Source organism: Arthrobacter sp. PAMC25284 (assembly GCF_019443425.1).
Lineage (GTDB): Bacteria > Actinomycetota > Actinomycetes > Actinomycetales > Micrococcaceae > Arthrobacter > Arthrobacter oryzae_A.
In genome coordinates, this window is sequence record NZ_CP080382.1 from 2,985,703 (window position 1) to 3,008,752 (window position 23,050).

Annotated in this window: 22 protein-coding genes and 1 pseudogene; 11 read left to right on the forward strand and 12 right to left on the reverse strand. The window is 62.0% G+C overall.

What is annotated here, in order from left to right; all coding sequences use genetic code 11:
• Positions 1–25: 25 nt before the first annotated feature.
• The 8 genes and pseudogenes from KY499_RS13780 to KY499_RS13810 form a co-directional block, all read right to left on the reverse strand.
• Positions 26–1,969 (reverse strand): primary-amine oxidase, encoded by a 1,944-nt coding sequence (locus KY499_RS13780; RefSeq protein WP_219885618.1) that lies wholly within the window; start codon positions 1,967–1,969, stop codon positions 26–28.
• 113 nt (positions 1,970–2,082) lie between these two features.
• Positions 2,083–2,613 (reverse strand): DUF3445 domain-containing protein, encoded by a 531-nt coding sequence (locus KY499_RS18335; protein WP_258190788.1) that lies wholly within the window; start codon positions 2,611–2,613, stop codon positions 2,083–2,085.
• Positions 2,614–2,635: 22 nt separating this feature from the next.
• Positions 2,636–3,130, reverse strand: a pseudogene (locus tag KY499_RS18820) (heme-dependent oxidative N-demethylase subunit alpha family protein); the annotation flags it as partial.
• Positions 3,082–3,336 carry a 2Fe-2S iron-sulfur cluster binding domain-containing protein gene (locus tag KY499_RS18825; protein WP_219885619.1) on the reverse strand — a complete coding sequence of 85 codons (255 nt, stop codon included), beginning with the start codon at positions 3,334–3,336 and terminating at the stop codon, positions 3,082–3,084. The gene KY499_RS18825 and the pseudogene KY499_RS18820, both read right to left, overlap by 49 nt.
• A gap of 25 nt (positions 3,337–3,361) precedes the next feature.
• The gene (locus tag KY499_RS13795) at positions 3,362–4,060 is read right to left on the reverse strand and encodes a ferredoxin reductase (RefSeq protein ID WP_219885620.1); all 699 of its coding nucleotides are present in this window, start codon (positions 4,058–4,060) and stop codon (positions 3,362–3,364) included.
• Complete coding sequence (locus tag KY499_RS18615; protein ID WP_123253683.1) at positions 4,057–4,542, reverse strand: dimethylamine monooxygenase subunit DmmA family protein; 486 nt, start codon at positions 4,540–4,542, stop codon at positions 4,057–4,059. Before KY499_RS18615 ends, KY499_RS13795 begins: the two co-directional genes overlap by 4 nt.
• A gap of 5 nt (positions 4,543–4,547) precedes the next feature.
• Complete coding sequence (locus KY499_RS13805; RefSeq protein WP_258190789.1) at positions 4,548–4,955, reverse strand: cupin domain-containing protein; 408 nt, start codon at positions 4,953–4,955, stop codon at positions 4,548–4,550.
• A 787-nt stretch (positions 4,956–5,742) separates the two neighbouring features.
• Positions 5,743–7,221, reverse strand: coding sequence for an APC family permease (locus tag KY499_RS13810; protein WP_123253681.1), 1,479 nt, complete (start codon positions 7,219–7,221; stop codon positions 5,743–5,745).
• A 778-nt stretch (positions 7,222–7,999) separates the two neighbouring features.
• On the opposite strand from KY499_RS13810, the gene KY499_RS13815 reads away from it, so the two are divergent.
• Complete coding sequence (locus tag KY499_RS13815) at positions 8,000–8,362, forward strand: cupin domain-containing protein (RefSeq protein ID WP_123253680.1); 363 nt, start codon at positions 8,000–8,002, stop codon at positions 8,360–8,362.
• A gap of 140 nt (positions 8,363–8,502) precedes the next feature.
• Here the strand turns inward: KY499_RS13815 and KY499_RS13820 are convergent, their stop codons facing one another.
• Positions 8,503–9,207 carry a cache domain-containing protein gene (locus KY499_RS13820; protein ID WP_123253679.1) on the reverse strand — a complete coding sequence of 235 codons (705 nt, stop codon included), beginning with the start codon at positions 9,205–9,207 and terminating at the stop codon, positions 8,503–8,505.
• Positions 9,204–9,965, reverse strand: a complete 762-nt coding sequence (locus KY499_RS13825; RefSeq protein ID WP_123253678.1) for a FadR/GntR family transcriptional regulator — start codon at positions 9,963–9,965, stop codon at positions 9,204–9,206. Before KY499_RS13825 ends, KY499_RS13820 begins: the two co-directional genes overlap by 4 nt.
• A gap of 431 nt (positions 9,966–10,396) precedes the next feature.
• Between KY499_RS13825 and hxlB the strand changes: the two genes are divergently transcribed.
• The 5 genes from hxlB (at position 10,397) to KY499_RS13850 (ending at position 14,772) form a co-directional block, all read left to right on the forward strand.
• On the forward strand, positions 10,397–10,996 hold the full coding sequence (gene hxlB, locus KY499_RS13830; protein ID WP_123253677.1) for a 6-phospho-3-hexuloisomerase: 600 nt from the start codon (positions 10,397–10,399) through the stop codon (positions 10,994–10,996).
• 56 nt (positions 10,997–11,052) lie between these two features.
• Positions 11,053–11,676 carry a 3-hexulose-6-phosphate synthase gene (gene hxlA / locus KY499_RS13835; protein WP_219885622.1) on the forward strand — a complete coding sequence of 208 codons (624 nt, stop codon included), beginning with the start codon at positions 11,053–11,055 and terminating at the stop codon, positions 11,674–11,676.
• 288 nt (positions 11,677–11,964) lie between these two features.
• Positions 11,965–12,180 (forward strand): hypothetical protein, encoded by a 216-nt coding sequence (locus KY499_RS13840; RefSeq protein WP_123253655.1) that lies wholly within the window; start codon positions 11,965–11,967, stop codon positions 12,178–12,180.
• Positions 12,181–12,226: 46 nt separating this feature from the next.
• The gene (gene zwf / locus KY499_RS13845; RefSeq protein ID WP_219885623.1) at positions 12,227–13,783 is read left to right on the forward strand and encodes a glucose-6-phosphate dehydrogenase; all 1,557 of its coding nucleotides are present in this window, start codon (positions 12,227–12,229) and stop codon (positions 13,781–13,783) included.
• Complete coding sequence (locus KY499_RS13850) at positions 13,780–14,772, forward strand: glucose-6-phosphate dehydrogenase assembly protein OpcA (RefSeq protein WP_219885624.1); 993 nt, start codon at positions 13,780–13,782, stop codon at positions 14,770–14,772. The genes zwf and KY499_RS13850 overlap by 4 nt, the downstream gene beginning before the upstream one ends.
• Positions 14,773–14,927: 155 nt before the next feature.
• Here the strand turns inward: KY499_RS13850 and KY499_RS13855 are convergent, their stop codons facing one another.
• Positions 14,928–16,235: a response regulator transcription factor family protein gene (locus KY499_RS13855; protein ID WP_219885625.1), complete on the reverse strand. Its 1,308-nt coding sequence runs from the start codon at positions 16,233–16,235 to the stop codon at positions 14,928–14,930.
• Between the two features lie 187 nt (positions 16,236–16,422).
• On the opposite strand from KY499_RS13855, the gene tkt reads away from it, so the two are divergent.
• The 5 genes from tkt (at position 16,423) to KY499_RS13880 (ending at position 21,795) form a co-directional block, all read left to right on the forward strand.
• Positions 16,423–18,567 (forward strand): transketolase, encoded by a 2,145-nt coding sequence (gene tkt, locus KY499_RS13860; protein ID WP_219885626.1) that lies wholly within the window; start codon positions 16,423–16,425, stop codon positions 18,565–18,567.
• Between the two features lie 110 nt (positions 18,568–18,677).
• Positions 18,678–19,799 (forward strand): transaldolase, encoded by a 1,122-nt coding sequence (tal, locus tag KY499_RS13865; RefSeq protein ID WP_219885627.1) that lies wholly within the window; start codon positions 18,678–18,680, stop codon positions 19,797–19,799.
• 94 nt (positions 19,800–19,893) lie between these two features.
• The gene (gene rpe / locus KY499_RS13870) at positions 19,894–20,571 is read left to right on the forward strand and encodes a ribulose-phosphate 3-epimerase (RefSeq protein ID WP_123253920.1); all 678 of its coding nucleotides are present in this window, start codon (positions 19,894–19,896) and stop codon (positions 20,569–20,571) included.
• A gap of 135 nt (positions 20,572–20,706) precedes the next feature.
• On the forward strand, positions 20,707–21,180 hold the full coding sequence (locus tag KY499_RS13875) for a ribose-5-phosphate isomerase (protein WP_123254032.1): 474 nt from the start codon (positions 20,707–20,709) through the stop codon (positions 21,178–21,180).
• 414 nt (positions 21,181–21,594) lie between these two features.
• On the forward strand, positions 21,595–21,795 hold the full coding sequence (locus KY499_RS13880) for a hypothetical protein (RefSeq protein WP_219885628.1): 201 nt from the start codon (positions 21,595–21,597) through the stop codon (positions 21,793–21,795).
• A 461-nt stretch (positions 21,796–22,256) separates the two neighbouring features.
• Here the strand turns inward: KY499_RS13880 and KY499_RS13885 are convergent, their stop codons facing one another.
• Complete coding sequence (locus tag KY499_RS13885; protein WP_219885629.1) at positions 22,257–22,934, reverse strand: DUF5134 domain-containing protein; 678 nt, start codon at positions 22,932–22,934, stop codon at positions 22,257–22,259.
• Between the last annotated feature and the right edge of the window lie 116 nt (positions 22,935–23,050).

A 23,050-nucleotide genomic window follows, 5' to 3' on the forward strand; every position in this document is an offset into this window, starting at 1 on the left:
CCCTATTGTCATTGTCCGGTCAGGGTTACTTGTCGGTTCCGGTGCAGCACTGTGTGGTGTTGGTGGTGGGTGTGGTGTCGTTGCTGGGGAGGTTGAGGGTGGGGTTTTGGTTGAAGAAGCCGTGGGGTTCGAGCATGAAGCCGATGTTCTGGCGGGGCATGACGGGCCAGTCTTCGAGGCGGACGACGTGGTGCATGCCGAAGGTGTACCAGACGACGAGGTCTTCATCGACGATGTTCCGGTCTGCTTGGGTCCAGATGTGCAGGCCGTCATCGGCGCCGGTGGACTGGTTCGGGAATTCCCCGGCTGCGAAGCGTTCGGTGCGGTCGTAGGCGGTGACCCAGAGGTTTTTCCGGGCGAATGGTGCGCGCTGGCTGACGAAGGATTCGTCGCCGGCGGCGAGGGTGATGGCGTTGGTGGGGATGAGGCGGTAGGCGACGGGTTCGTCCACGATGTTCTTGCTGTCGTGGTTGACGACTTTCCAGAAGCGGTGTTTGGAGCTGTCTGCCTTGCGGATGGCTGCTTGTTCGGTTTCGAGGAGCCGGTCCACTGCCTTGAAGGCGGTGTGGGTGGGGTTGTCTTCGGGGATTTCCATGTCGACTTCGTAGACGGAGTTCTTCGGGCCGTCGAGTTCGAAGTCCATCCGGACGTTGAACATGTGCTGGTGGATGGGTCCGTAGAGTCCGTCGTTGTTCAGTGCCTGGCCGTACGGGGTTTTCTCGCCGGGGTGCTGGGCTGCGGTGGAGAGGATGCCGGTGGCCTTGACGAGGAACTCGATGCTGCCGTCCAGGAACAGGTGCCAGTAGAAGGCGTATTCGTAGTTCGCGACGGTGGCGATGAAGGAGATCACGAGTTTGCGGCTGCGTCGGGTTTCGGCGGTGCCTTCGCGGAAATCGAAGTGCTTCCAGAGGATGGAATCGTCTTCTTCGTGCATGCAGATCGCGTTTTCGATCGTCCACGGGTTGCCGTGGCTGTCCACGCTGTGGCCGTCGAAGTACTTGATCTCGCCGAGGCAGTCGCAGCCGAGTGTGAGGGAGTTGGCCATGTTGCCGATGTTGTATTCGCCGGAGTCGAAGGCGTTCTTTTTGGCCTGGACGGGGGCCGGGTCACCGTAGGGGACGACCATTTCGGACAGGGAGGCGCGGTTGATGACCGGACGCTCCACGCCCTGGTCGCGGAACTTCAGCTGGTGCAGGACCAGGCCTTCGCGGGGGGTGAAACCGACCCGGAAGGACCAGTCGGCCCACTGGACGTGGTTTCCGGTGACCTGGAAGGAAGCACCTTCGGGCTGGGTGATGGAGATGGGTTTGAGGTCGGTGCGGGCCGGGCCGACGTACTCGGGCAGGTAGTTACCGGAGGCGCTGGGGACCGGGATGGACTCGTTGTCCTCGACCTTGACGACCTTGCCGGAGCTGAGGTCGTAGAAGACGACGAAGTTCTCGATCGGGTGGGCATAGGGGCTGTCGGTAGGGTTCTCGCGGACGAAGACCAGGGCGCGCATCAGGCGCTGGCCCTGGGCGTCTTCGCCGAAGTAACCCACGGACCACGGTTCGAAGCAGACCAGCCCAAGATCGGTCAGGCCGCGGGCGGCGAGGGCCTTGATGACGTCCGGGTCTTGCCGGCAGGCTTCCTCGCACTCGGCGAACTCATCGAGCATGAACGGCGGCTGAACGCCGGTCGCCAGCTGCGTCCAGCCCGTGACGATCCCGGCATCAAGGTTAACGATGGCTTCGTAGGCGTTTCCCGTGCCGCGGTCGATCAGGACCGAGTCGGCTTCGCGTTCGGTTTCGCTGCCTTCACGCAGGGCCACCTTGGACGGCTCACGCAACTCAACACTGATGAAGCGGAACGTCTCCGCCGCGGCCTGGCCCTCCTTCAAAATCCCGACCGCACGGGAAATCTCGGCCCGGGACAGCGGATCCAGAGGATGCGCCCCTACAACGGTTTCGATATCAGTTTCGATAGACATGGTTGCTCCTTAGTTGATGCTTTGTTCAAAATGAGGATCCCTGCGCCCTGGCAACCGACGTGCTACGAGAGATGAGTCGGGGCCAGGAGCGGGTGGAACGAGGGCTGCGCTGATTAGCCGGCCAGCAACCAATCAGATGCAGTTTTGCGGTAGCGGCTGATGCCTTTGTACTCAGCCATGTCCTCCGGGAGTTCGGCCAGCACACGGCCCATGCGTTCACGCCAGACGGGTACCCGGGCGATGTCCGAGAGCGGCAGAAGATAGGTCCGGACCAGGAACAGAATTGCCCCCGAATGGGGAAGGCGGATCAAATGCTGAACTTCCACCCGCAGGTGGACCCTGTCCGGCAAGGCCGGGTCTTCTGCTATGGTGCCGCGGTCCTGGGCCCAGTTAGGGTAGGTTTCGGTCGAGGTGTCCAGTCGCCTGTCGATGGTCATCGTCCAGTTGGTCCTGCGGTATTTTTCCCCGGGCTGGAGGCGCATGAGGAATTGCTCGGCCCGGGACACGATCTGTTCTTCCTTCACCCGTGGGACGGGGCCATGGATTTCGTGGAATTTCATGCCGACGTCGAATTTGAGGGACCAGTCTGCAGCAAATGTGACCAGGGCCTGCATCGAGCCAGAGCGCGTCTTCGCGCTGGTCAAGAAAAACCATGTCGTCTTGGATCTGGCTGCCCAGGAACCGCAACGGACCCATGGGCAGCGAACTGTCGTCCCCGATGGTGAACTCCACGTCCAGGTTCTGCAAAGTGTTCTGCCAGCGGCAGTTGTTTCCTTCCCGGCGGAAGGACATCGTGCCCGGGTTTTCCTCCGCCATGGCGGGCAGCAGAGTGGCGATGGCGTCCCATACGGCAGGGCGCATGTGGGGGAGGACCTGCAGGCGTGAGGGATCCCTGTCCAGCACCCCCTCGCGTTCCTTCACGTCCGGAAGGTAGTACTCGTCGATGTCCAGCAACCGGTCGCCCCACGCGCCGGCTTCTGTCGTCACAGTTTTGCCAGCCGGTTCGACGTTGGCGCTGTAGCGGTAGCTGTCACCGGAATAGGGAAAGGGAAACCCTCTGATCCGTTCCGGGAGGACGGCGGTGTCAGGATCTTTGTGGATGGTAGTAATACTCAAAGGTCCAACTCCAATTCTTGGTCTTGGCTGCGTGAAACGCAGCACATCATGGTGGTGTTCGCGGCCTTTTCCTGGTCGGACAGGTACAGATCCCGGTGCAGAGGCGCCCCTCGCAGTACTGACAGGGAGCATTCTCCGCAGATGCCTTTGCGGCACATGTTGGGGATGCTTTTTCCTGCTTTTTCGAGGGTCTCCAGCAACGAAACGCCAGCCGGAACTTCCAATTTGATGCCGCTGCGAGCCAGGTTCACCGAGAATGGTTGGCCCTCGTCCAGGTCAGCTGCGCCAAAGGCTTCTGAATGCAGCAGGCCCTTTGGCCAGCCAAGATCCCGGGGCCTGCTCGAGGACTGAGTCCATGAAGGCAGTCGGACCGCAGACGTAGAGGTGAGTTCCCAGTTTCTGGGTTGTGAGCTTTTCGGTCAGAACCTTCTGGAAACCGACCCGATCAGAACATTCCGTCAGCCCCGGTCCCAGCAGTTCCCTCGCTTCGGCCACGTGTGCCCCTGCCCCGGGCCGGTGGACGTAGATCAGGGAGGCTTCCGCTCCCCATTCGGCAGCGTACCTGGCGTGCGAAAGCACCGGCGTGATCCCGATTCCTGCGGCAACAAGCAGATGATGCGTAGCTGTTGCCGCAGGAGCGAAGGCACTGCGGGGACGCGAAACATGAACACGGTCACCGACAGCGAGTCGATGCATGGCCTGCGAGCCGCCAGCGCCGTCTTCGATCTGGAGGACCGAGATAGTGTATTCGGATGGGGCGCTCCCTGAACCAGTGAGCGAATAGGCGTTGGCCCCGTCCCCGTACTGGACCACGAGGTGGCTCCCCGGGACATAAGAAGGCAGCGGTTCCCCGGACGGATCACCAAACGTGATGCTGACAATTGAGTCCGTCTGAGCACTGACGTTTGTCACCTCCAGCCGGAGGCCACCTTCCACCGCCGGGTGGACATTGGTCTGGAGCGCCATTGCGGTCATGCTGCCTCCTCGGCATGGGCTGAGAATCCCAGGTACCCGCCAAGACGGCGGGAAAAGTGGTCAGTGATGGCCAGGGTGGTGGCGCATCCCTGACAGTCCACCTCTGCGCCGGGCGCCTGTACGGTTGTGGTCGCGGTGCGGCAGTGTCCGCAGAAAACAACACGGGGTCCGACGTCGTCACACAGGAGGGTTATCTCCTCTTCCAGCAGCCCACATTCCGCGGCGGCGGCTGCGGCTGCATGGATGTCCGCCGGGGGACCGGCGAGTACGAGACGGACCCCGACGCATGAACGTCCGAGCTCAGATCTCAGGTCCGAGAGGGTTCCCGGGTTTGCAGATGCGAAACAGAGATCATGCCTGGGCCGGCCACCCGTGTTGTGATTCGCGAGGGCATCTGTTGCGCCAATTGACACACAGATGACGCCTCGGAAACCGGGTTCGCAGCCGGCGCCTGTTGCCGGCAGCATGGGTGCGGGACGCATGGGTCTTAGGGTGCGAAGGAGCGGTGGCCGGTGAAGAACCCCAGGGCGTAGTCCGGGGTCTCAAACTTCACGGTTGTTCCCTTGGGGAAGAACAGCACGTCGCGCTCCTTCGCGCGCGTCACCTCTCCTGTTGTCTGGTCTGTGAGGATGAATTCACCCTGGACGACGACCTTCATTTCGTCGTAGGTGTACGTGTACACCAGGGGTTCGGAGGCCTTGAGTTCGAAGAAGCCGGCGCTCATGACCGACCCGTCAGGGTTGGAGAGGGAGTCGCCGATGGCGGCATCACAGCCGGGTTCGTTCATCGACGGCAGCCCGATGTAGCCGTTCTCGACCTTGTAGATGGATCCGGCCCTTGCTGATTGTTCCTGTGAGAGTTTCCATGATTTCTCCTGTGAATAGAGTCGCGACAAATTTGTCGGAATCGTTCGTCTCTGGTGGATTTGGGACTTCGCTGGTCATCTCAGGAACCTGGTTGGGGCTCCGGGAGGGATGGTCTGCACACCCGACATCCTCTAATTTGGTGAGGATCAACCGAGTCCTGCGGGTGTGATGCTAGTCACTTGTTTTCGTCCCATACGTAAAGCTACGCCATCTAATTCATCTAGTCCAGTCTTTTTTACGATCATTCTGGAGGAAGTTGAAAGTTAATTTTTACTACTGCAGCAAGACGGCCCATCGGAGGGAAAGCAGCTGACGGGAGCCGGCCCGCGCTGCGGGAGCCGGCCCGCGCTGCGGCGGCCGGCTGCCGATTCTGTTTGTCGGTTGTTCCGCCCGGCCATGTGCGCCATGTGCGCCTTGGGCGCCGGGACCGGGACGGGGACGGTGAATTGCATGCCCAAGGAGGCCAGGGAGGCCGGGGAGGCCGGGGGGTACAGGAAAGCCCACAGGCGGCCACCATCATGAGAGCCGCGGGCTAGCTCAAGGTCACGCACGCAACCGGGTAGCGCCGAGAGCCAGGCACACAAGGCCAACGAAATGCGTACGGTGGAACAAGCACGGGCCCATAGATGCCCGGGCGCAGAGACAGGAAGGCAGACCGATCCTTGACCGGTCTGCCTTCCTGTTTTTGAGAGATTGCATCATTACGGGTACAAGCTGAACGTCCGCTTCAGCGTCAGCAGTACCCGAATCGACTGCGGCGTGTTCTTCCAGCGCACCTGTGCAGTGCCGGTACGCAGGTGCCGGTTCCGTCCCCGATCACGCAGAAGCATCTACCAGATCTGCATCGTCGTGATCTGCAGGACGGGCAGCGGCTGCTTTGGAGTTGAAACGACGCGTTTCATGCTGGGAATACAACCAGATGGGTATGTAAAGCGACAATACGAAGAATCCCACCCAGGTTGAGGTCCAGCCGATTTCCAGGCTGTTCAGGTAGACCACGCCGACCAGACACAGGGGCACATTGAACAGGCCAAAGGTCATGGCGACATTCTTCCAACCCTTGGGCGCCTTGAAGGGTCGCTCCAGATCAGCAAAGGCCGGGTGTTTTTTAGCTCTCACATAGGCGAACAGGCTGATGCCGTTGGCGCAGGTGTAGCCAATCGCCGAGGCCGCAAGAATTGCCGCGGCGTTTCCCATGGAAATCAGCACCAGGTTGAAGAGTCCGATGACCACCATGGCAACAAACGGAGTTCCCTGGCGATTCGTTTTGCCGAAGATTCTGGGAAGATTGCCTTCCGTTGCCATGGAGTGCATGGCGCGGGATGAACCCAGATATGCCGTTTGGATGATCAATATCATGGCGAAGATCAACATGATGATCGTGATCATGGAACCGGCTTCGCCAAAGACAGCCTGGGCGACCGGGATCAGGGGCGACACAGGCTCGGCCATTACACCGTCGACGCCAAGAACACCGATGACGGCAGATTGCACCAGTATGTACAGGACGAAGCAGATGATGCCGCAGGCAAACAGTGCTTTGGGGACATCTTTGGACGGGTTTTTGTATTCAGGGCCGTAGATGGCCGCCGTTTCCCAGGCACAGGCACTCCACTGTGCGATTGCAAAGACACCAAAGAGAATCAGAATATGGTGCATATCCCAGGCCCAGTCGGTCGGCCACCAGCTGTCGGTGATGTTGGCCAGCTGGACGTGTCCGGTAGCAAAAGGCGCCACGGCCAGGATGACCAGCGGTATCAGAGAAACGGCCGCCAGGATGTAACCCAGGATGGCGCCGTCCTTGAGGCCGAACCAGTTCACCACGAACAATCCGGTGAAAATTACCAGACCTGAGATCAATGAGAGCTGATACTCGGTAAAGGTCTCGCCCAGCGCCGGAAAGAGCCCGTGCAGGTAACCGCCGACCATGATGGCGAAGATCGCCAGAATTGGGCTCCAGCCAAACCAGTAGCTCCAGGCGGTGAAGCCGCCGATCAGCTTGCCCTTGTCGTACTTGCCCTTGTAGTTTTCGGTGCGGAATACATGCTGCGCGAAACCCGGCAGACCAGAGGCCTTCGGAAAGGTGGTGGCCATTTCAGCATACGCGGTGCTCTGCATGAAACCCTGAATAACCGAGAATCCCCAGATAAGAATTGCTGCGGCAGATACATACATCGGTAGATAGCCCAAAGAGGGCAGAATCAGCAAGGGCACACCCAGCGCAATGGCCATGCCCTGCTTCCAGTTGATCGACCTTTTCAGGTTATCGTCTCCGGTCGAACGGTCTTCACTCATAACAATCTCCCTTGAAAATTTAGAGTCGTCTGATTCTTTTAGTTGTGAAGCTAGCTTCTTGAATCTCTAAAGTTGCGATGCAGACCACCACAACACTCCTGCCGGCAGTGATAGCGGTGTGACTTGCCCGCTCAAGAGCGATTGCCTGAAGCCAAGGTCGCTGAGGCCGCTCGAATCCTCTTTGTTTGAGGTGAGACATGCCGGGAGTTGGCGGTGTAATCCGGATGGCTTGTTAGCCGCCGATTGCGCCGTCGGGGTCGATCTGGCGGTGGACCAGGTCGAAGGTGTGTCGTATGCGGGGGAAGTGCTTCTTCATCCGGTCCGCCATCCAATGTAGGATCCGGGACCGATCCCGAGGCTCATCCTGTGAAACAGATCACTTTAGAGATTACAACCTTAAAGCTCTAGTGCGATAGCTTTTACCCTTGACAGTTTTGCTACGTTGTTGACTTCTTGCCACAAGTGCAGTCATCCGCCAGCCTTGCGAGGGGGCGAAGGTAGTGGGCTCGCTCATTCAGCCAGCGTACGGGACGAGCCGCGTCAGAAGCCTACCCTAAAGGGTAGTTAAAACCATCCCTAATGAGCGTTTCCCCTACCCGCGAATGACAGGACCATGGCTGATAGGCCCATCTCTGGAGAGGGAGAAGTGGATTCCACCGCCATGAACGCATCCTTTCCAGTGACGATTGAAGGTTCAATCGCTGCTTAATCGAGCCGCGGCCATCACCACAGCCCGCCGGAAACGATGCCGGCGAGTAGCAGCAGAAGGGAAAACCAAATGAGCATAACTTTTCGGCCCAGCGAGCTCTTCGAAGAGGACCTAGAAAAATCCGTACTCGGCCCCCCCTACGCCGAGGTGCTAAGCGACGAGATTGCAGTGAGAATGTCCGTTCCCTTCTCCAGCGACGACTCCCGCATCGTCTCTGGCGTCTGGGAAGCCGAACCAGGCCTCTCGCGGTGGGAATTTTTGGAGCGCGGTGAGGTGATTCACGTCCTTGCAGGCCGCATGGTGGTCACTGAGGATGACGGTAAAGCAGTCACTCTGGAGGCCGGAAGTGCCGCCGTCTTCCCAATTGGGTGGCGGGGTACTTGGGAGATTCAAGAACGGATTAGGAAGTTCTTTGTGATCTTCGCGTCCTGACCGCAGGATCTGTGCCAAGTCAGGCCCGGGGGGAACCCCGGGCCCTGACTTGTGCTGGTTGTGAGTGGTGTGCCAGGCAGGAATGAGCCGGCTAAAACGATCACACTGGCCGAAGGTTACCGCCGGGCGAAAGTTTGTGGCTAGTCGGTGTAAATCAAGGCGAGCCCCAGATGGGGAATATCCAGAGCCATTCGTTGCTGGTCTGCAGATCCGGATTTGATTCGCTCGCCAACCAGGTACATTCCGGAGTTGCCGAGAATTACGCGGTTGCTGGCGTTGATGAGGGCGGCATTGCCTGGGATGAGGCGCAGGCTGGGCATGATGAGAGGTTCCAGATCCTTGATACGAATGTCGCATCCCGCCACGCCAGTAAAGTTTCCATGGACGGAAAACGGTGCCGCGAACGTAAGGATGTACTCCTCGAAGCCGAGAAAGTCTACATACGGGCCCCAAAGGGTCTGCTCACCTGTGGCAGCGGCGGTCGAGAAGAACGGCAACTTCTCATAGTCGTAATATCGATGGCTACCGGGTGTCACGTCAAAATCGAGCCGGCCGATGGCGCCGGATTCTTTGCGGGTCCACCACTCCAAAGCCCGGCTGCCCTCAACGGCTTCCGCGGCGAAGAAGGTCCCGGCACCTACAGCAAAAGTGTTCCTCGTCAGGAACTCCCGTGGGAATTCGTCCAAGCCGGCCAGCGCAGCCCTATCGACCTTGGACTTGCCGACGAGATTTCGTTCAAGCCGCGAGGCAACGTCTCGGGAGAGCTTCTCGATCTCGGTGGAAACGCCGCTAATCCACGAAGTAAGGGCATTGGCAGCATGTACGACTTCAGTTGTGGGGTTCATTGGCCATCCTGAACTGATTCGGCGTAACCGAGGGTGAGTTTCGTGTCAATCAGGTGGAAAATATTACGCCTGATGTGCTCAAGTACTAGTTTCTGGGCCCGCTCGGGTTGGTCCTGGGCCACGGCCCGGACCAATTCCAAGTGTTCAGCGGTTGCCGATTCGGGGTCAAATGCAACGCCGAGGGGGGCCCATAACTGTTGGACTGTTTCTTCCTGAAGCCGGATTTCGGCATCGGTAAGCCTCGGTGATTGCGCGGATACTGCCAACTCGATGTGGAAGCGGCTGTCAGCAGGTGCACGCACTTCGGGGCTCGTGGCCAGGACCAGGGCTCGCGCAAGTTCCTGAAGGCGGTCGATGTCGTGTGCTTCCGCGCGCTCACATGCCAGACGGACGGTCGCGGCGGATATCGCGGAATGCTCATCACCGATGTCGCGTATCTCCGAAATAGACGTCGAGAGAAACCAACTCCGGATGGCGTCAGTTCTGGTTGGAGGCTGATTGACGACAAAGGTTCCCCCGCTCCGGCCTCTGCGAGTCTCGACGACCCCCTGCTCGCGCAGTTCCGCCAAAGCGTCGCGAAGGGTCGCGCCGCCGACCCCGAACATATCCGAGAGTGCCGCTTCAGGGGGAAGTCGTTCACCTACTTTGAGCAGCCCGAGGGCGATGGCCTTGGAAATTCTGTCGACAATCGCATCGGCTCTCTCGATTTCTGGCAGGGACCGATATATCTGCGACTGGAATGAGGGCGGCGAGGCCAAAAGTCTGCGCTCCGAAAATGGGCTACGGGTCGGGTCAATACTAACTAGTCCGGGCAGTGCTTGAAGGAAGCTGGCCGGTATCTAGAGTCTATGCAAATAAATCCGTCAATACTCCGGCTCCCGGCCGGACTGGCCTCCGCCCTCCAGACAGAATCCACGGCGGGCTTCTCGGCTTCGTCGGTCTCCTGCCCGCCGGCAACCAGCCCGTCGCCATGGATGCTGCTTGCTGCGCCAATGCTGGCTGCAGCGACATCTGCTGCATCCAAACGGCAGTTCTGCCGACGATTTCCAATAACCACCAATCCTAAAGTGTAGTCAGAACCGTCAGAAAACAGTGTTACCCCCACCCGGTTGCTTCGGGATCATGGATATCAACCAGAAAGCATCCATTCGCCCCAACCGGCGGATGACCGAACCGAAGGGGACAAATCATGAGTTTGACAGCAAATGAGGTGCGTACCGTGTACAGCACCACAGATGACATCGTCCGCAACCTGTCCCTCGTCAGGGATGAGATCGCGGATACCGCGGCCAAAATCGACGAGCAGGAGATGGCAGGCCTGGCCGGTCACCTCAGCCAGACAGGCCGGGTGTTCGTCGCCGGAGCAGGCCGCAGCGGTCTGGTGCTGAGAATGGCTGCCATGCGGCTGATGCACCTGGGCATGACCGTCCACGTCGCCGGTGATACCACCACTCCCGCAATCAGTTCCGGCGACCTGCTCCTGGTGGCCTCCGGATCGGGAACGACGTCGGGAGTGGTCAAGTCAGCGGAAACCGCAGCGAAGGCCGGAGCGCGCATTGCCGCGTTCACCACGAACCCGGATTCACCGCTCGCTGGACTCGCCGACGCGCTGGTGATCATTCCCGCCGCCCAGAAGACCGATCACGGCTCCAGCGTTTCCCGCCAGTACTCAGGGTCGTTGTTCGAGCAGGTACTTTTCCTCGCCACCGAGACCATCTTCCAGTCGCTGTGGGACATCACCGACGCACCGGCCGAAGACCTTTGGCTGCGGCACGCCAACCTCGAATAGCCGAGGCCTCCACTTTTCACACCAACTGCAATTCCCTATAGAAAGAGACAAAAATCATGAAACTTCAGGTTGCTATGGATGTCCTCACGGTCGAAGACGCTCTCGAACTGGCCGCCAAGGTCGCCGAGTACGTTGACATCATTGAGCTCGGCACCCCCCTGATCAAGGCTGCCGGTCTCTCGGCCGTCACCGCTGTCAAGAACGCGCACCCGGACAAGATTGTCTTCGCTGATATGAAGACCATGGATGCCGGCGAGCTTGAAGCCGACATCGCTTTCAAGGCCGGCGCTGACCTGGTCACCGTGCTCGGCACCGCTGACGATTCCACTATCGCCGGTGCGGTCAAGGCAGCCCAGGCGCACAACAAGGGCATCGTCGTTGACCTTATCGGTGTGGCGGACAAGGTCTCCCGCGCCAAGGAAGCCCGCGCCCTGGGTGCGAAGTTCGTTGAGATGCACGCTGGCCTGGACGAGCAGGCCCAGCCCGGTTTTGACCTGAACGGGCTGCTCCGCGCCGGTGAAGAGGCCCGCGTTCCGTTCTCCGTCGCCGGCGGCGTGAAGCTCGCCACCATCAAAGCCGTCCAGCAGGCCGGCGCCGATGTCGCCGTCGCCGGCGGCGCCATCTACGGCGCAGCCGACCCGGCTCTGGCAGCCAAGGAACTCCGCGCAGCCATCAGCTAACCCTCCGATTGACGGTGGCGTCCCGTGCTCTTGCAAGAGCGCGGGACGCCACCTCCGTCGCAGCCCCCTGCAACATCAGGGGCCCGAAGTCGTGGAAATTCATGACTGGGACCCGTCGGAGGGATGCCGCCGCCGGCAGTGGTTGGGCGGAAACAATAAGGCTTGATTCAAGAAACCCCGGGGAAGTCGCAGATTCCCGGACCAGCAGTTCTAAGACACACACGACACCCCACCGATGAGGTGTTGACACATTGGGGATCCACATCTCTGGGAAGGAAGCTGTTCATCATGCATAGTCAGGCCACCAAGCAGTTGGAAGTTGTCGTTACCGACCCCGGTCGGCTTTACGGGTTGCTCGACGATGCAGAAGCAGCGCTCAGGCAGATAGCGATGCCCCAACGGTCCGCCGGCATCCTGGTCACCCGCCATGATCCCGGCCGATACACGCTCGCGCTAAGCGGCACGGTTCCCTTTGGGGAGACCCGCGAGCAGATACTCTCCTGACCGCCAATCGACGACCGCACTGCCTGCCGAAAGTTAGAAGGCAAGAATGTCTGTTATTCACGCTGAACCGAAAGTCAGATCCGGGCGTAATCCGTTGCGGGATCCGCGGGATCGTCGTCTGAATCGTATTGCCGGGCCGTCCTCGCTTGTCCTTTTTGGGGTGACGGGTGATCTTGCCCGGAAGAAGCTGATGCCGGCGGTTTATGACCTTTCGAACCGGGGGTTGTTGCCGCCGAGTTTTGCGCTGGTCGGGTTTGCCCGGCGGGAGTGGGATAACGAGGATTTCGCCGCTGAGGTGAAGGAATCGGTGAAGGCCTACGCCCGGACCCCGTTTGATGAGGCGGTCTGGGAGCAGCTCTCGGAGGGTATCCGTTTTGTGCAGGGCGAGTTCGACGATGACGACGCGTTTAAGCGGCTTTCGGAGACGATCGATGAGCTCGATGAGCAGCGCGGGACGCGCGGGAACCACGCGTTTTATTTGTCCGTCCCGCCCAAGGCCTTTGAACTGGTCTGCCGTCAGCTTTCCAGGCACGGCCTGGCCCAGGCCGAGGGTGATAAGTGGCGGCGGGTGGTGATTGAGAAGCCGTTCGGGCATGACCTGGCCTCGGCCCGGCAGCTGAATGGGATTGTTGAGTCGGTGTTCCCGCCGGATGCGGTGTTCCGGATCGACCATTATCTGGGTAAGGAGACGGTCCAGAATATTTTGGCGCTGCGCTTCGCGAACCAGCTTTTCGAACCGCTGTGGAACGCGAATTACGTCGACCATGTTCAGATCACGATGGCCGAGGACATTGGTACCGGCGGCCGGGCGGGCTATTACGACGGGGTGGGCGCGGCCCGGGATGTCATCCAGAACCACCTGCTCCAGCTCCTGGCGCTGACCGCGATGGAGGAGCCCATCTCCTTTAACGCCGATGATCTGCGGGCGGAGAAGGAAAAGGTCCTGGCCGCGGTCCGGCTTCCGGAGGACCTCTCGACCCACTCCGCGCGGGGGCAGTTCACCGGCGGCTGGCAGGGTGGGGAAAAGGTGGTCGGGTACCTGGATGAGGACGGGATCCCGGCTGATTCCCGGACCGAGACGTTCGCCGCGATCCGGGTCGATATCAATACCCGGCGCTGGTCCGGGGTGCCGTTTTACCTGCGGGCCGGCAAACGGCTGGGCCGGCGCGTGACGGAGATCGCCGTGGTGTTCAAACGCGCCCCGAACCTGCTCTTCACCGACCACGGCGAGGATGACTTCGGCCAGAACGCCGTCGTGATCCGGGTCCAGCCCGATGAGGGCGCGACGATCCGGTTCGGGTCCAAGGTCCCTGGCACGCAGATGGAAGTCCGTGATGTGACGATGGACTTCGGCTACGGGCATTCCTTTACCGAATCCAGCCCCGAAGCGTATGAGCGGCTGATCCTCGATGTGCTCCTGGGCGAGCCGCCGCTGTTTCCCCGGCACGCCGAAGTCGAGCTGTCCTGGAAGATCCTGGACCCGTTCGAGGACTACTGGGCGTCCTTGAACGAACAGCCCGAACCCTACGCGCCCGGCAGCTGGGGTCCTGCCTCCGCCGATGAACTCCTTGCCCGTGACGGACGAACCTGGAGAAGGCCATGATCGTAGATCTTCCCGATACAACCACCTCGAAGATTTCCAAGAAAATCATGTCCCTGCGCGAGCAAGGCGGCGTGATTGCCCTGGGCCGGGTGCTGACCCTGGTGGTCATCACCCGGTCCGGGTTCGAAGAGGACGCCATCGAGGCCGCGAACGAAGCCAGCCGCGAACACCCGTGCCGGATCATTGTCCTGGCCGACGCCGGGGCGGAGGCCCCGACCCGGCTCGATGCCCAGATCCGGGTCGGCGGGGACGCCGGCGCCTCCGAAGTGATCGTGCTCCGCGGCTCCGGTGAACTCGCGGGGGAAAGCGAATCCCTGGTCGCGGCCCTGCTGCTGCCGGACGCCCCGATTGTCGCCTGGTGGCCGCACGATGCCCCGAACAACGCCTACCAGTCCTCCATCGGCCGGATCGCGCACCGACGGATCACCGACTCCGGCAGCGAGGCGGAACCGCTGGCCGCGCTGGAGAACATCCGCCGCACCTACAAAGCCGGCGACACGGACCTCGCCTGGACCCGGCTGACGAACTGGCGGATCCAGCTCGCCGCCGTCCTGGACCAGGCCGACGACTCCCCCGTGACCGCCGTCGAAGTCGAAGGCGCCTCCGACTCTCCCAGCACCGCGCTCCTCGCGGCCTGGCTCACCCTGGCCCTGGACGTCCCCGTCACGATCGTCGCGGACCCCGCCGGGACCGGGATCCGCCGGGTCCGCCTGCGCCGGCGCAGCGGCGACATCCAACTGCTCCGCCCGGGCCAGACCGTCGCGGAACTCACCCAGCCCGGACAACCCGCCCAGCGGATCTCCCTGCCACGCCGCAGCCTCAAAGCCTGCCTCGCCGAAGAACTCCGCCGCCTCGACCCCGACGAAGTATTCGGCGAAACGGTTCGTAGTCTTGATATTTCCAAGATGCACCAGGAAGGCCGCATGATGTTGACAGGCAGTGCGGAGCCAGAACGCAACCGGGACCGGCTGTCACTGATCGCTGTCTGATGTGACCGCAACGCACTAACGGTTCCGTTCCGAGCGATACCTCGAGGGGCTCCACCCGACTACGGCAACCTGTCCGCGATTCGTCCGCCGTCCCCAGGTGCCGTCGCGCCTGGACGGAGCACAGATCGTCCCGGTGCTGCCGGGTCCTTAAACTGTCACCGGAGTCCGTGACTGTGGGCCAGGGCGATGGCCTCTGTGCGGGATCCGACGTCGAGCTTCCTGAACAGGTTCCGCACGTGGAACTTGACCGTATTCTCGCTGATGCCCAGCGTTACGGCGATAGTGCGGTTGCGTTCTCCAGCGGCCAGGCGCTGAAGCACTTCGAGTTCCCGGGCTGCAAGGTTCCATCCGGCGACATCCCCGGCCGGGCGCGACGGCGGATCCAAGGGGAGTGTGACGAAGACGTCTGCGCCCCAGCCTGGCATGACGTCGACCCGCAGGCGTCCGGTGAGCGCCTGGACCCGGCGGTCCAGGCGGCCGATGCTCGGCGCGTCGGCGGAGAGTTCACCGCCGCCGTCGTCGCGTACGTTGATCAGCAGGTTTTCGCCGTCGCAGTCCCACTGCGTCCGGATTCTGCTGACTTTGGGCTGTTCCATCATGGCCAGCACAAGTCCGCGGACAATAGCCCGTGCTGCGTGGGCAACTTCGCCGGGGAGGGCCCTGCCATTGAGCGGCGGTTCGATGAACTCGACATCAATGCCGCTGAAGCGCGTGAGCGGTCGCAGGTCCTCCCGCAGGCGTTCGAAAGACGTGGCGACGGGCTCTTCCACCAAGTCGGTAGTGCGGTCGCTGAGGGTGCGGAGCCCCACCAGGGCCTTGGCGGTGAGGTCAGTGACGGCTGAGCGGGCCGCTGCATCGTCCAAGGAGGATGAGCGCAGGGCTGCCAGGAGGGTCTCGAGGGTCGTGGAGTGCAGATCGGTCAGTTCCGCCGTCACGCGGATCCGTTCAGCTGACGCTGCCCGCGATTCCAGCAGGTACGACGGCGGCGCGTCGGCGACTTTCTCCTGGATGCGCCGGGCAACAATGCTCCACAGATACGTCACCCAGTCCAGCCCGGTGTTGTTCTCTGCATCGGCCGGGCGAGGATCCGTGAGGACGAGGAGGGCCCGGCTGGAGGCGTGTTTCAGTGCGAGTACGGAGCGGGTCCGGCCGGCGAGCTCGGCTTCCCCGTACCAGGGTGAATCATCCGAAAGGGTGGCGCGAAGCGTGTCCAGCTCGGCGATGGAAACCCGCGAAATAATTTCCTCAGCGCCCGCCTTCTTCTGCGGCCGCCCGGTGCAGTCTTCGGTGAAGATGACCAGCGCGCTGCTTGCCTGATAGGGGAGCGTTGCCTGACGTAACCGCTCTGCTATCTGGGTCAGGGGAGCATCTGCCAATGCTGCCACGCTCTGCAACAGCGGCCACGGCAGGTCTGGAAGTGGCACGGTGGATTCTTTCAGTGGCTGGTTGGTAGCTGTGCTCATCCGGATAGTCTACCGAGTACTGAAACGCCTGACCAGTCATAAAGGGTAGTAAGAACCGTCAGAAAACAGTGTTACCCCTACCCATTTGTTTCGAGACGATGGATATCAACCACAAATCATCCATTCGGCCGCTACCGGCCGATGACCGAATCGAAGGGGACAAATCGTGAATCCGACAGCAACTGCGATGTCTACCGCACACAGCACCACAGGTACTGAAGCAGCAACTCTCACCTGGACGGCCGTTGACCAGCGCGCCGTGGACACGAGCCGCGTTTTGGCCGCTGACGCCGTCGAGAAGGTCGGCAACGGCCACCCCGGCACGGCCATGAGTCTTGCACCGGCCGCCTACCTTCTCTTCCAGAAGCTCATGCGTCACGACCCGAAGAACCCGGACTGGCTGGGACGTGACCGTTTCATCCTGTCACCCGGTCACTCCTCGCTGACCCTTTACATCCAGTTGTTCCTCTCCGGCTATGGCCTGGAACTGAAGGACCTGCAGGCCCTGCGCACCTGGGATTCCCTGACCCCGGGCCACCCGGAATACAAGCACACCGCCGGTGTGGAAATCACCACTGGCCCGCTGGGTCAGGGTCTGGCCTCCTCGGTGGGCTTCGCCTACTCGCAGCGCCGGATGCGCGGCCTGTTCGACGCCGATGCTCCGGCCGGCGAGAGCCCGTTCGACCACACCATCTGGGTCATTGCCTCCGACGGCGACATCCAGGAAGGCGTGACCTCCGAGGCTTCATCCCTGGCCGGGCACCAGGAACTGGGTAACCTCGTTGTTATCTACGATGAGAACCACATCTCCATCGAAGACGACACGGACATCGCCTTCACCGAAGACGTTCTCAAGCGCTACGAGTCTTACGGCTGGCACACCCAGCGCGTGGATTGGACCGAAACGGGCGAATACGTCGAAGACGTCCAGGAGCTCTATTCCGCGCTCCTGGCTGCGAAGGCCGAGACCTCCAAGCCCTCCATCATCTCGCTGCGCACCATCATCGGTTACCCGGCGCCCAAGAAGCAGAACACCGGCAAGATCCACGGTTCGGCCCTGGGTGCTGAGGAAGTTGCCGGCCTCAAGCAGGTCCTGGGCTTCGATCCGGCCAAGTCCTTTGAAGTTGACCAGGACGTCCTGGCCCACGCCCGCTCCGTCGTGGACCGCGGTGCCGCTGCCCACCAGGAATGGGAAGAGTCCTTCAACGCCTGGCAGGCAGCCAACCCCGAAAATGCGGCCTTGTTGGAGCGCATCGAGTCCAAGAAGCTTCCGGTCGAACTTGACGCCGTCCTGCCGGTCTTCGAAGCCGGCAAGGACGTCTCCACCCGCGCCGCGTCCGGCAAGGTTTTGAGCGCCATCGGCCCGGTAATGCCCGAACTCTGGGGCGGTTCGGCCGACCTCGCCGAGTCCAACAACACCACCATCGAAGGCTCGCCGTCGTTCATCCCGGCCTCCCGCTCCACGGAATCGTGGAAGGGAAACCCGTACGGCCGGGTGCTGCACTTCGGCATCCGAGAGCACGCCGCCGCGTCGATCGTGAACGGCATCGTCCTGCACGGACCCACCCGCGCGTTCTCCGGCACGTTCCTGATCTTCAGTGACTACCAGCGCCCGGCCATCCGGCTCGGCGCCCTCATGGGAGTCCCGTCCATCTATGTGTGGTCCCACGACTCCATCGGCCTGGGCGAAGACGGACCCACCCACCAGCCGGTCGAACAGCTCTCCACCCTGCGTGCAGTTCCGGGCCTGGACGTCGTTCGTCCAGGCGACGCCAACGAAGTGGGGGTCGCCTGGAAGACCGTGCTGGAGAACCACGAGAACCCGGCAGGCCTGATCCTGACCCGTCAGAACATCCCGACCTATGCCCGCGGCACCGGCGCAGCCGCGGGTGACACCTTCGGTTCCTCCGCCGGGGTGGCCAAGGGCGGCTACGTGCTGGCCGAGGCATCCAAGGACGGCGCAACCGTCCCGGCTCAGGTGCTGCTGATCGCCACCGGCTCCGAGGTCCAGCTGGCCGTCCAGGCCCGCGAAGCCCTCCAGGCCGAAGGCATCGCAACCCGCGTCATCTCCATGCCGTGCGTCGAGTGGTTCAACAAACAGGACGCCGCCTACCGCGAGTCCGTTCTTCCCGTCGCCGTCAAGGCCCGCGTCTCCGTCGAGGCCGGCCTGGCCCTGGGCTGGAAGGAATTCGTCGGCGACGCCGGCCGTTCCATCAGCCTTGAGCACTTTGGCGCCTCAGCAGACTACAAGCGTCTGTTCCAGGAGTTCGGCATCACGGCAGAAGCGGTCGCTGCCGCCGCCAAGGACTCCTTCGCCGCCGCAGGAAACTAACCCGCGCAACAGCTTGCGGCCGGCGCCGCGGCACCGCCCCACCCGGGGCTCCCGAGGCGCCGCCGCAAGCTGTCAGCCGTCCATCATTTTCGAAGGAAGAAGCAGAAACCATGACCAACGCAACACCCACCGCCCAGCTTTCCGCCGCCGGTGTGTCCATCTGGTTGGACGACCTCTCCCGCGAACGGCTCTCCAGCGGCAGCCTCCAGAAGCTCATCGACGAAAAGAACGTCGTTGGCGTGACCACCAATCCGTCCATCTTCCAGGCCGCGATTACCTCCGGCACGGACTATGACGCAAAGATCGCAGCGCAGGCCGCGGCCGGTGCCAGCGTCGAAGAGACGATTTTCGAGATCACCACCGCCGACGTCGCTGACGCCTGCGACCTCTTCGCTCCGGTCGCCGCCGCCACCAAGGGCGTCGACGGCCGTGTCTCCATCGAGGTCGACCCCCGCCTGGCGTGGGACACCGAAGGCACAATTGCTGAGGCCAAACACCTCTACAAGAAGGTCGACAAGGACAACGTCCTTATTAAGATCCCGGCCACGCTCGAAGGCCTCCCGGCCATCACTGCAACCCTGGGCGAAGGCATCAGCGTCAACGTCACCCTGATCTTCTCCTTGAAGCGCTACCGGGCAGTCATCAACGCATTCCAGTCCGGCCTGGAACTGGCCAAGGAAAACGGCCACGATCTCTCCACGATCCACTCGGTGGCATCGTTCTTCGTCTCCCGGGTGGACTCCGAGATCGACAAGCGCCTCGATGCCCTCGGTACCGAGGAAGCCAAGGCACTCAAGGGCAAGGCAGGCGTTGCCAATGCCCGCCTCGCCTACCAGGTCTACGAAGATCTTTTCTCCACCGGGCGCTGGGCAGTCCTGGCGGAAGCCGGCGCACTCCCGCAGCGTCCCCTGTGGGCCTCCACCGGCGTCAAGGATCCGGCTTACCCCGACACCCTGTACGTCACCGGACTGGTTGCTGCCGACGTCGTGAACACCATGCCCGAAAAGACCCTCGACGCCACCTTCGACCACGGAGTAGTCACCGGTGACAGCATCACCGGCACCTACAAGGAAGCAAAGAGCGTACTCACCGCCCTCGAAGGCCTCGGCGTCTCCTACAACGAGGTAGTCGCCCTGCTGGAATCCGAAGGCCTGGACAAGTTCGTGGCCAGCTGGAAGGAACTCCTGGCCGACGTCGAAGGCGCCCTCGCCACCGCACGGACGGCCTCCTAACCCACCAAGCACTCTCGGTTGCGTGGAGACCCACCGGGTCTCCACGCCCCGGTGCTGATCCGAAAGCTCTGACCGCCACCGAAAGGCAGACATCATGTCCGTTTCACCCCTGCAGTGCTGCATCAACCCCAGCATCCTCTCGGCCGACTTCGTCAATCTCGAGGCAGAGCTGGCCCGCATCAGCAACGCCGATGCCGTGCACGTGGATGTCATGGACAACCACTTCGTGCCGAACCTGACCATCGGCCTGCCCGTCGTGGAACGGCTGCAAAAGGTCAGCCCCGTGCCATTGGACGCCCACCTGATGATTTCCAACGTGGACCGCTGGGCGCCGCAGTTCGCCGACGCCGGCCTGTCCTCGGTGACATTCCACGTCGAGGCCTCCGACGCCCCGATCAAACTCGCCCGCGAACTTCGCGCGCGCGGGGCCAAAGCGGGCATGGCACTGCGCCCGGCCACCCCGGTCGAACCGTACCTGGACATGCTCCCCGAACTGGACATGCTGTTGATCATGACGGTGGAGCCAGGCTTTGGCGGCCAGGCCTTCCTGGACGTCATGTTGCCCAAGATCCGCCGTGCCCGCGCGGCAATCGACGGTTCGGGCGTGAACGTGGCCATCCAGGTCGACGGCGGCATCACGGAGGAAACCATCACCCGGGCCGCGGAGGCCGGCGCCAACGTCTTCGTGGCCGGTTCAGCCGTGTACGGCAGGCCCTCGCCTGCGGACGCCATCGAGTCACTGCGCGCGAACGGCCAGCTCGCCTTCGGCTAAGCCGTGATCCACCGATGCAGTGTGGAGTTCACTCCCGTGAATGCGGCAACTTTTCACCTGACCAGCGTTTTTTAACTGACCGGCGACGGCAACTTTGATCGACCGTCGCATCCCACCAAGCCTGAAGGATCACTCATGCGCGTTCACATCGCAACCGACCACGCCGGCATGGAGCTCAGCTCCCACCTCATCACCGCGCTGTCAGCCAACGGCTACGAGATGGTGGACCACGGGCCTGCGGCCTACGACGCCGAGGACGACTACCCCGCGTTCTGCATCAAAGCCGCGACCGCCGTCGCGGCCGACCGCGCCGCGGGCGTGGACGCACTCGGGATAGTGCTGGGCGGCTCCGGAAATGGCGAGCAGATCGCCGCGAACAAGGTCAAGGGCGTGCGCGCTGCCCTGGCGTGGAACCTCGACACGGCCAAGCTGGCCCGCGAACACAACGACGCCAACGTCGTGGCAGTGGGCGGGCGCCAGCACACCGTTGAGGAGGCCACCGAACTGATCGAGGCATTCCTGGCGGAACCATTTAGCAATGCCGAGCGCCACGTGCGCCGCATCGGAAAGATCGGCACCTACGAGACCACCGGCGAGGTCTCCGAGTAGCTCGGCGCTTCACCACGAGGTTCGGCCCGGGTTTCGCCAAAAGGGGAGTGGGTTTCGGAGAGCCTGGCAGAATCGCATTGCGGCAAGGCCGGGAAAGCTCGCCGCCAAGATGATGCCACGGGCCGCGGAAACAAGGCCGCAGCGCACTGGAGAACTCGGCAGCGGCCTGGCAGAGCATGAACGAAACCGTGACAGAAATTCGCGCACCTGGACCGCGACAATCATGGGCTACGCACGAGACCTGGCTCTCAACCTGTGCTTCCGCGGGCTCCCGGAGGATGAGATCGCGGGATCCTGGACGAGATCCGGGCCCACGAGAGCGCCACCGGGACGCCAGCGGTAGATGAGTTCGGAACTGCCCAGGACTACGCCAAGCAGTCTGCCAGGCAAAAAATACGCTCACCGGGCTCCGTCGTGGTGATGATCGCAGTGGTGCTGGCAATCAACTTCGTGGCCGTGTCCATGCTGCTGCTGCCGTTCCGAGGGGTCGTTGTCCGTGACATCGTTGGCCCCATAAGGCTGTGGCACGCGCTGGGGCTGAGTCTTGCCGGTACGTTCGCCGGCTGCCTGACCGGTTACTTTCGCCCGCTCCCGCACTCTAGGGTCGCCCGCTGAGGAACCTTACTGGGGCTGACCGGCCCGGAAGTCCCGGAGTATGTCTTCTCTGATCCATTTTCTGGTCAGGGCGGTGCCCAGAACGCGGGACCCAGCGAAGGTCGCCCAGAAAATCCATAGAGGTGCGAGGCCCGCGAAAACCGCTGCCATGACTGCAAGGATCACGGCAGCAGAGACAACGTTATAGATACGTCGCCCAGGAGTAGCGTTTAGCGCTTCCTGCCTTTCGCTAAAATAATTCAGCATTGCGCCCCCCAAGAATCCAGCAGCAACAGGTCAGTCAGCTTAGCCTGAACCGGCCCTTGTTCAAGGCTGCCGGGCTAGTAGAGTGACGAAGTTGGGCAAGGAACGGGGGTGTCGCCAGTGAACATCAACGACCCGGCAGTTGCGCATTCGTCTGCATCGAAAGCTCCCCCGCTGCCGCCGGCCCGTCCGCAGCATCATACGCAGTAGGGCTGGAATCAAGTCTGCAGGCTGGTGGCGGCGAACATCAGCGACATCGTCAGTGCAGCCCCGGCCTCGTAGGTTCGCTCGAGGATGGCGTGGCGATGCCGGGAGGGCCGGCTCATGCTGGGCGCTTTTCTGAACCGCAGCTTTGCTGCGACACGGTCCATCGGCAAGAGCCATGCCAGGACGGCGGCGGCAAAAAGAACGGCCAGGACTTGAGCGGCTGGCTGAATCCACAGCGCGCTGACTTCAGACGCTGCGGGAGGAGCGACTGTCAGTGCCTGGCCGGTATGGGACGCATGCCCGTTGTGTTGAACAGGCGCGGCCGCACGTCCCTGGAGGACCGCCGAATGAGGCAGGGCAAGCATAAAGACCATCGCGGCCAGCATGGCGGCGTGGTAGAGGCAAGTGAGTCGTTCGGAACGGACGTGGCATACGAGATTAAATTCATGCCGCGATACGGCCTGCAAGAGGAACCAAAAGGACGCTGTGCTAAACAACAGCAACTGCGGCAGAAGTGGCAGATCGATGTTGTGCCAGACCATCCCCAGCATCCCTAAAGCCATGAGCGCATGAACGCCGTAGTTCAACCGGGGTACCCATGAGCTGCCCTGGAGTGCCTTGGTGAGACAAAAAACTGTGCCGGCCGCGAGGATCAGGCTGACTGGAAAGCTGAGCAAAGGTGCCAGCATGGGAGTCTCCTTCGAGTGGCGCGGCCGATGAGGCACCTGGACGGATGTTGCGGGTCGACAAAACGGGACGGACAGAGGCGTGGCCGGCAGCCAAAATATCTGCCGGCCGGCCACGC

Excerpts from the sequence above, each read along its gene's own strand:
- KY499_RS13780 (WP_219885618.1), bottom strand. The coding sequence starts at position 1,969 with ATGTCTATCGAAACTGATATCGAAACCGTTGTAGGGGCGCATCCTCTG.
- KY499_RS13795 (WP_219885620.1), bottom strand. The coding sequence starts at position 4,060 with ATGACCGCAATGGCGCTCCAGACCAATGTCCACCCGGCGGTGGAAGGT.
- KY499_RS18615 (WP_123253683.1), bottom strand. The coding sequence starts at position 4,542 with ATGCGTCCCGCACCCATGCTGCCGGCAACAGGCGCCGGCTGCGAACCC.
- KY499_RS13810 (WP_123253681.1), bottom strand. The coding sequence starts at position 7,221 with ATGAGTGAAGACCGTTCGACCGGAGACGATAACCTGAAAAGGTCGATC.
- KY499_RS13815 (WP_123253680.1), top strand. The coding sequence starts at position 8,000 with ATGAGCATAACTTTTCGGCCCAGCGAGCTCTTCGAAGAGGACCTAGAA.
- KY499_RS13820 (WP_123253679.1), bottom strand. The coding sequence starts at position 9,207 with ATGAACCCCACAACTGAAGTCGTACATGCTGCCAATGCCCTTACTTCG.
- hxlB (WP_123253677.1), top strand. The coding sequence starts at position 10,397 with ATGAGTTTGACAGCAAATGAGGTGCGTACCGTGTACAGCACCACAGAT.
- hxlA (WP_219885622.1), top strand. The coding sequence starts at position 11,053 with ATGAAACTTCAGGTTGCTATGGATGTCCTCACGGTCGAAGACGCTCTC.
- KY499_RS13840 (WP_123253655.1), top strand. The coding sequence starts at position 11,965 with ATGCATAGTCAGGCCACCAAGCAGTTGGAAGTTGTCGTTACCGACCCC.
- zwf (WP_219885623.1), top strand. The coding sequence starts at position 12,227 with ATGTCTGTTATTCACGCTGAACCGAAAGTCAGATCCGGGCGTAATCCG.
- KY499_RS13850 (WP_219885624.1), top strand. The coding sequence starts at position 13,780 with ATGATCGTAGATCTTCCCGATACAACCACCTCGAAGATTTCCAAGAAA.
- KY499_RS13855 (WP_219885625.1), bottom strand. The coding sequence starts at position 16,235 with ATGAGCACAGCTACCAACCAGCCACTGAAAGAATCCACCGTGCCACTT.
- tkt (WP_219885626.1), top strand. The coding sequence starts at position 16,423 with ATGTCTACCGCACACAGCACCACAGGTACTGAAGCAGCAACTCTCACC.
- tal (WP_219885627.1), top strand. The coding sequence starts at position 18,678 with ATGACCAACGCAACACCCACCGCCCAGCTTTCCGCCGCCGGTGTGTCC.
- rpe (WP_123253920.1), top strand. The coding sequence starts at position 19,894 with ATGTCCGTTTCACCCCTGCAGTGCTGCATCAACCCCAGCATCCTCTCG.
- KY499_RS13875 (WP_123254032.1), top strand. The coding sequence starts at position 20,707 with ATGCGCGTTCACATCGCAACCGACCACGCCGGCATGGAGCTCAGCTCC.
- KY499_RS13885 (WP_219885629.1), bottom strand. The coding sequence starts at position 22,934 with ATGCTGGCACCTTTGCTCAGCTTTCCAGTCAGCCTGATCCTCGCGGCC.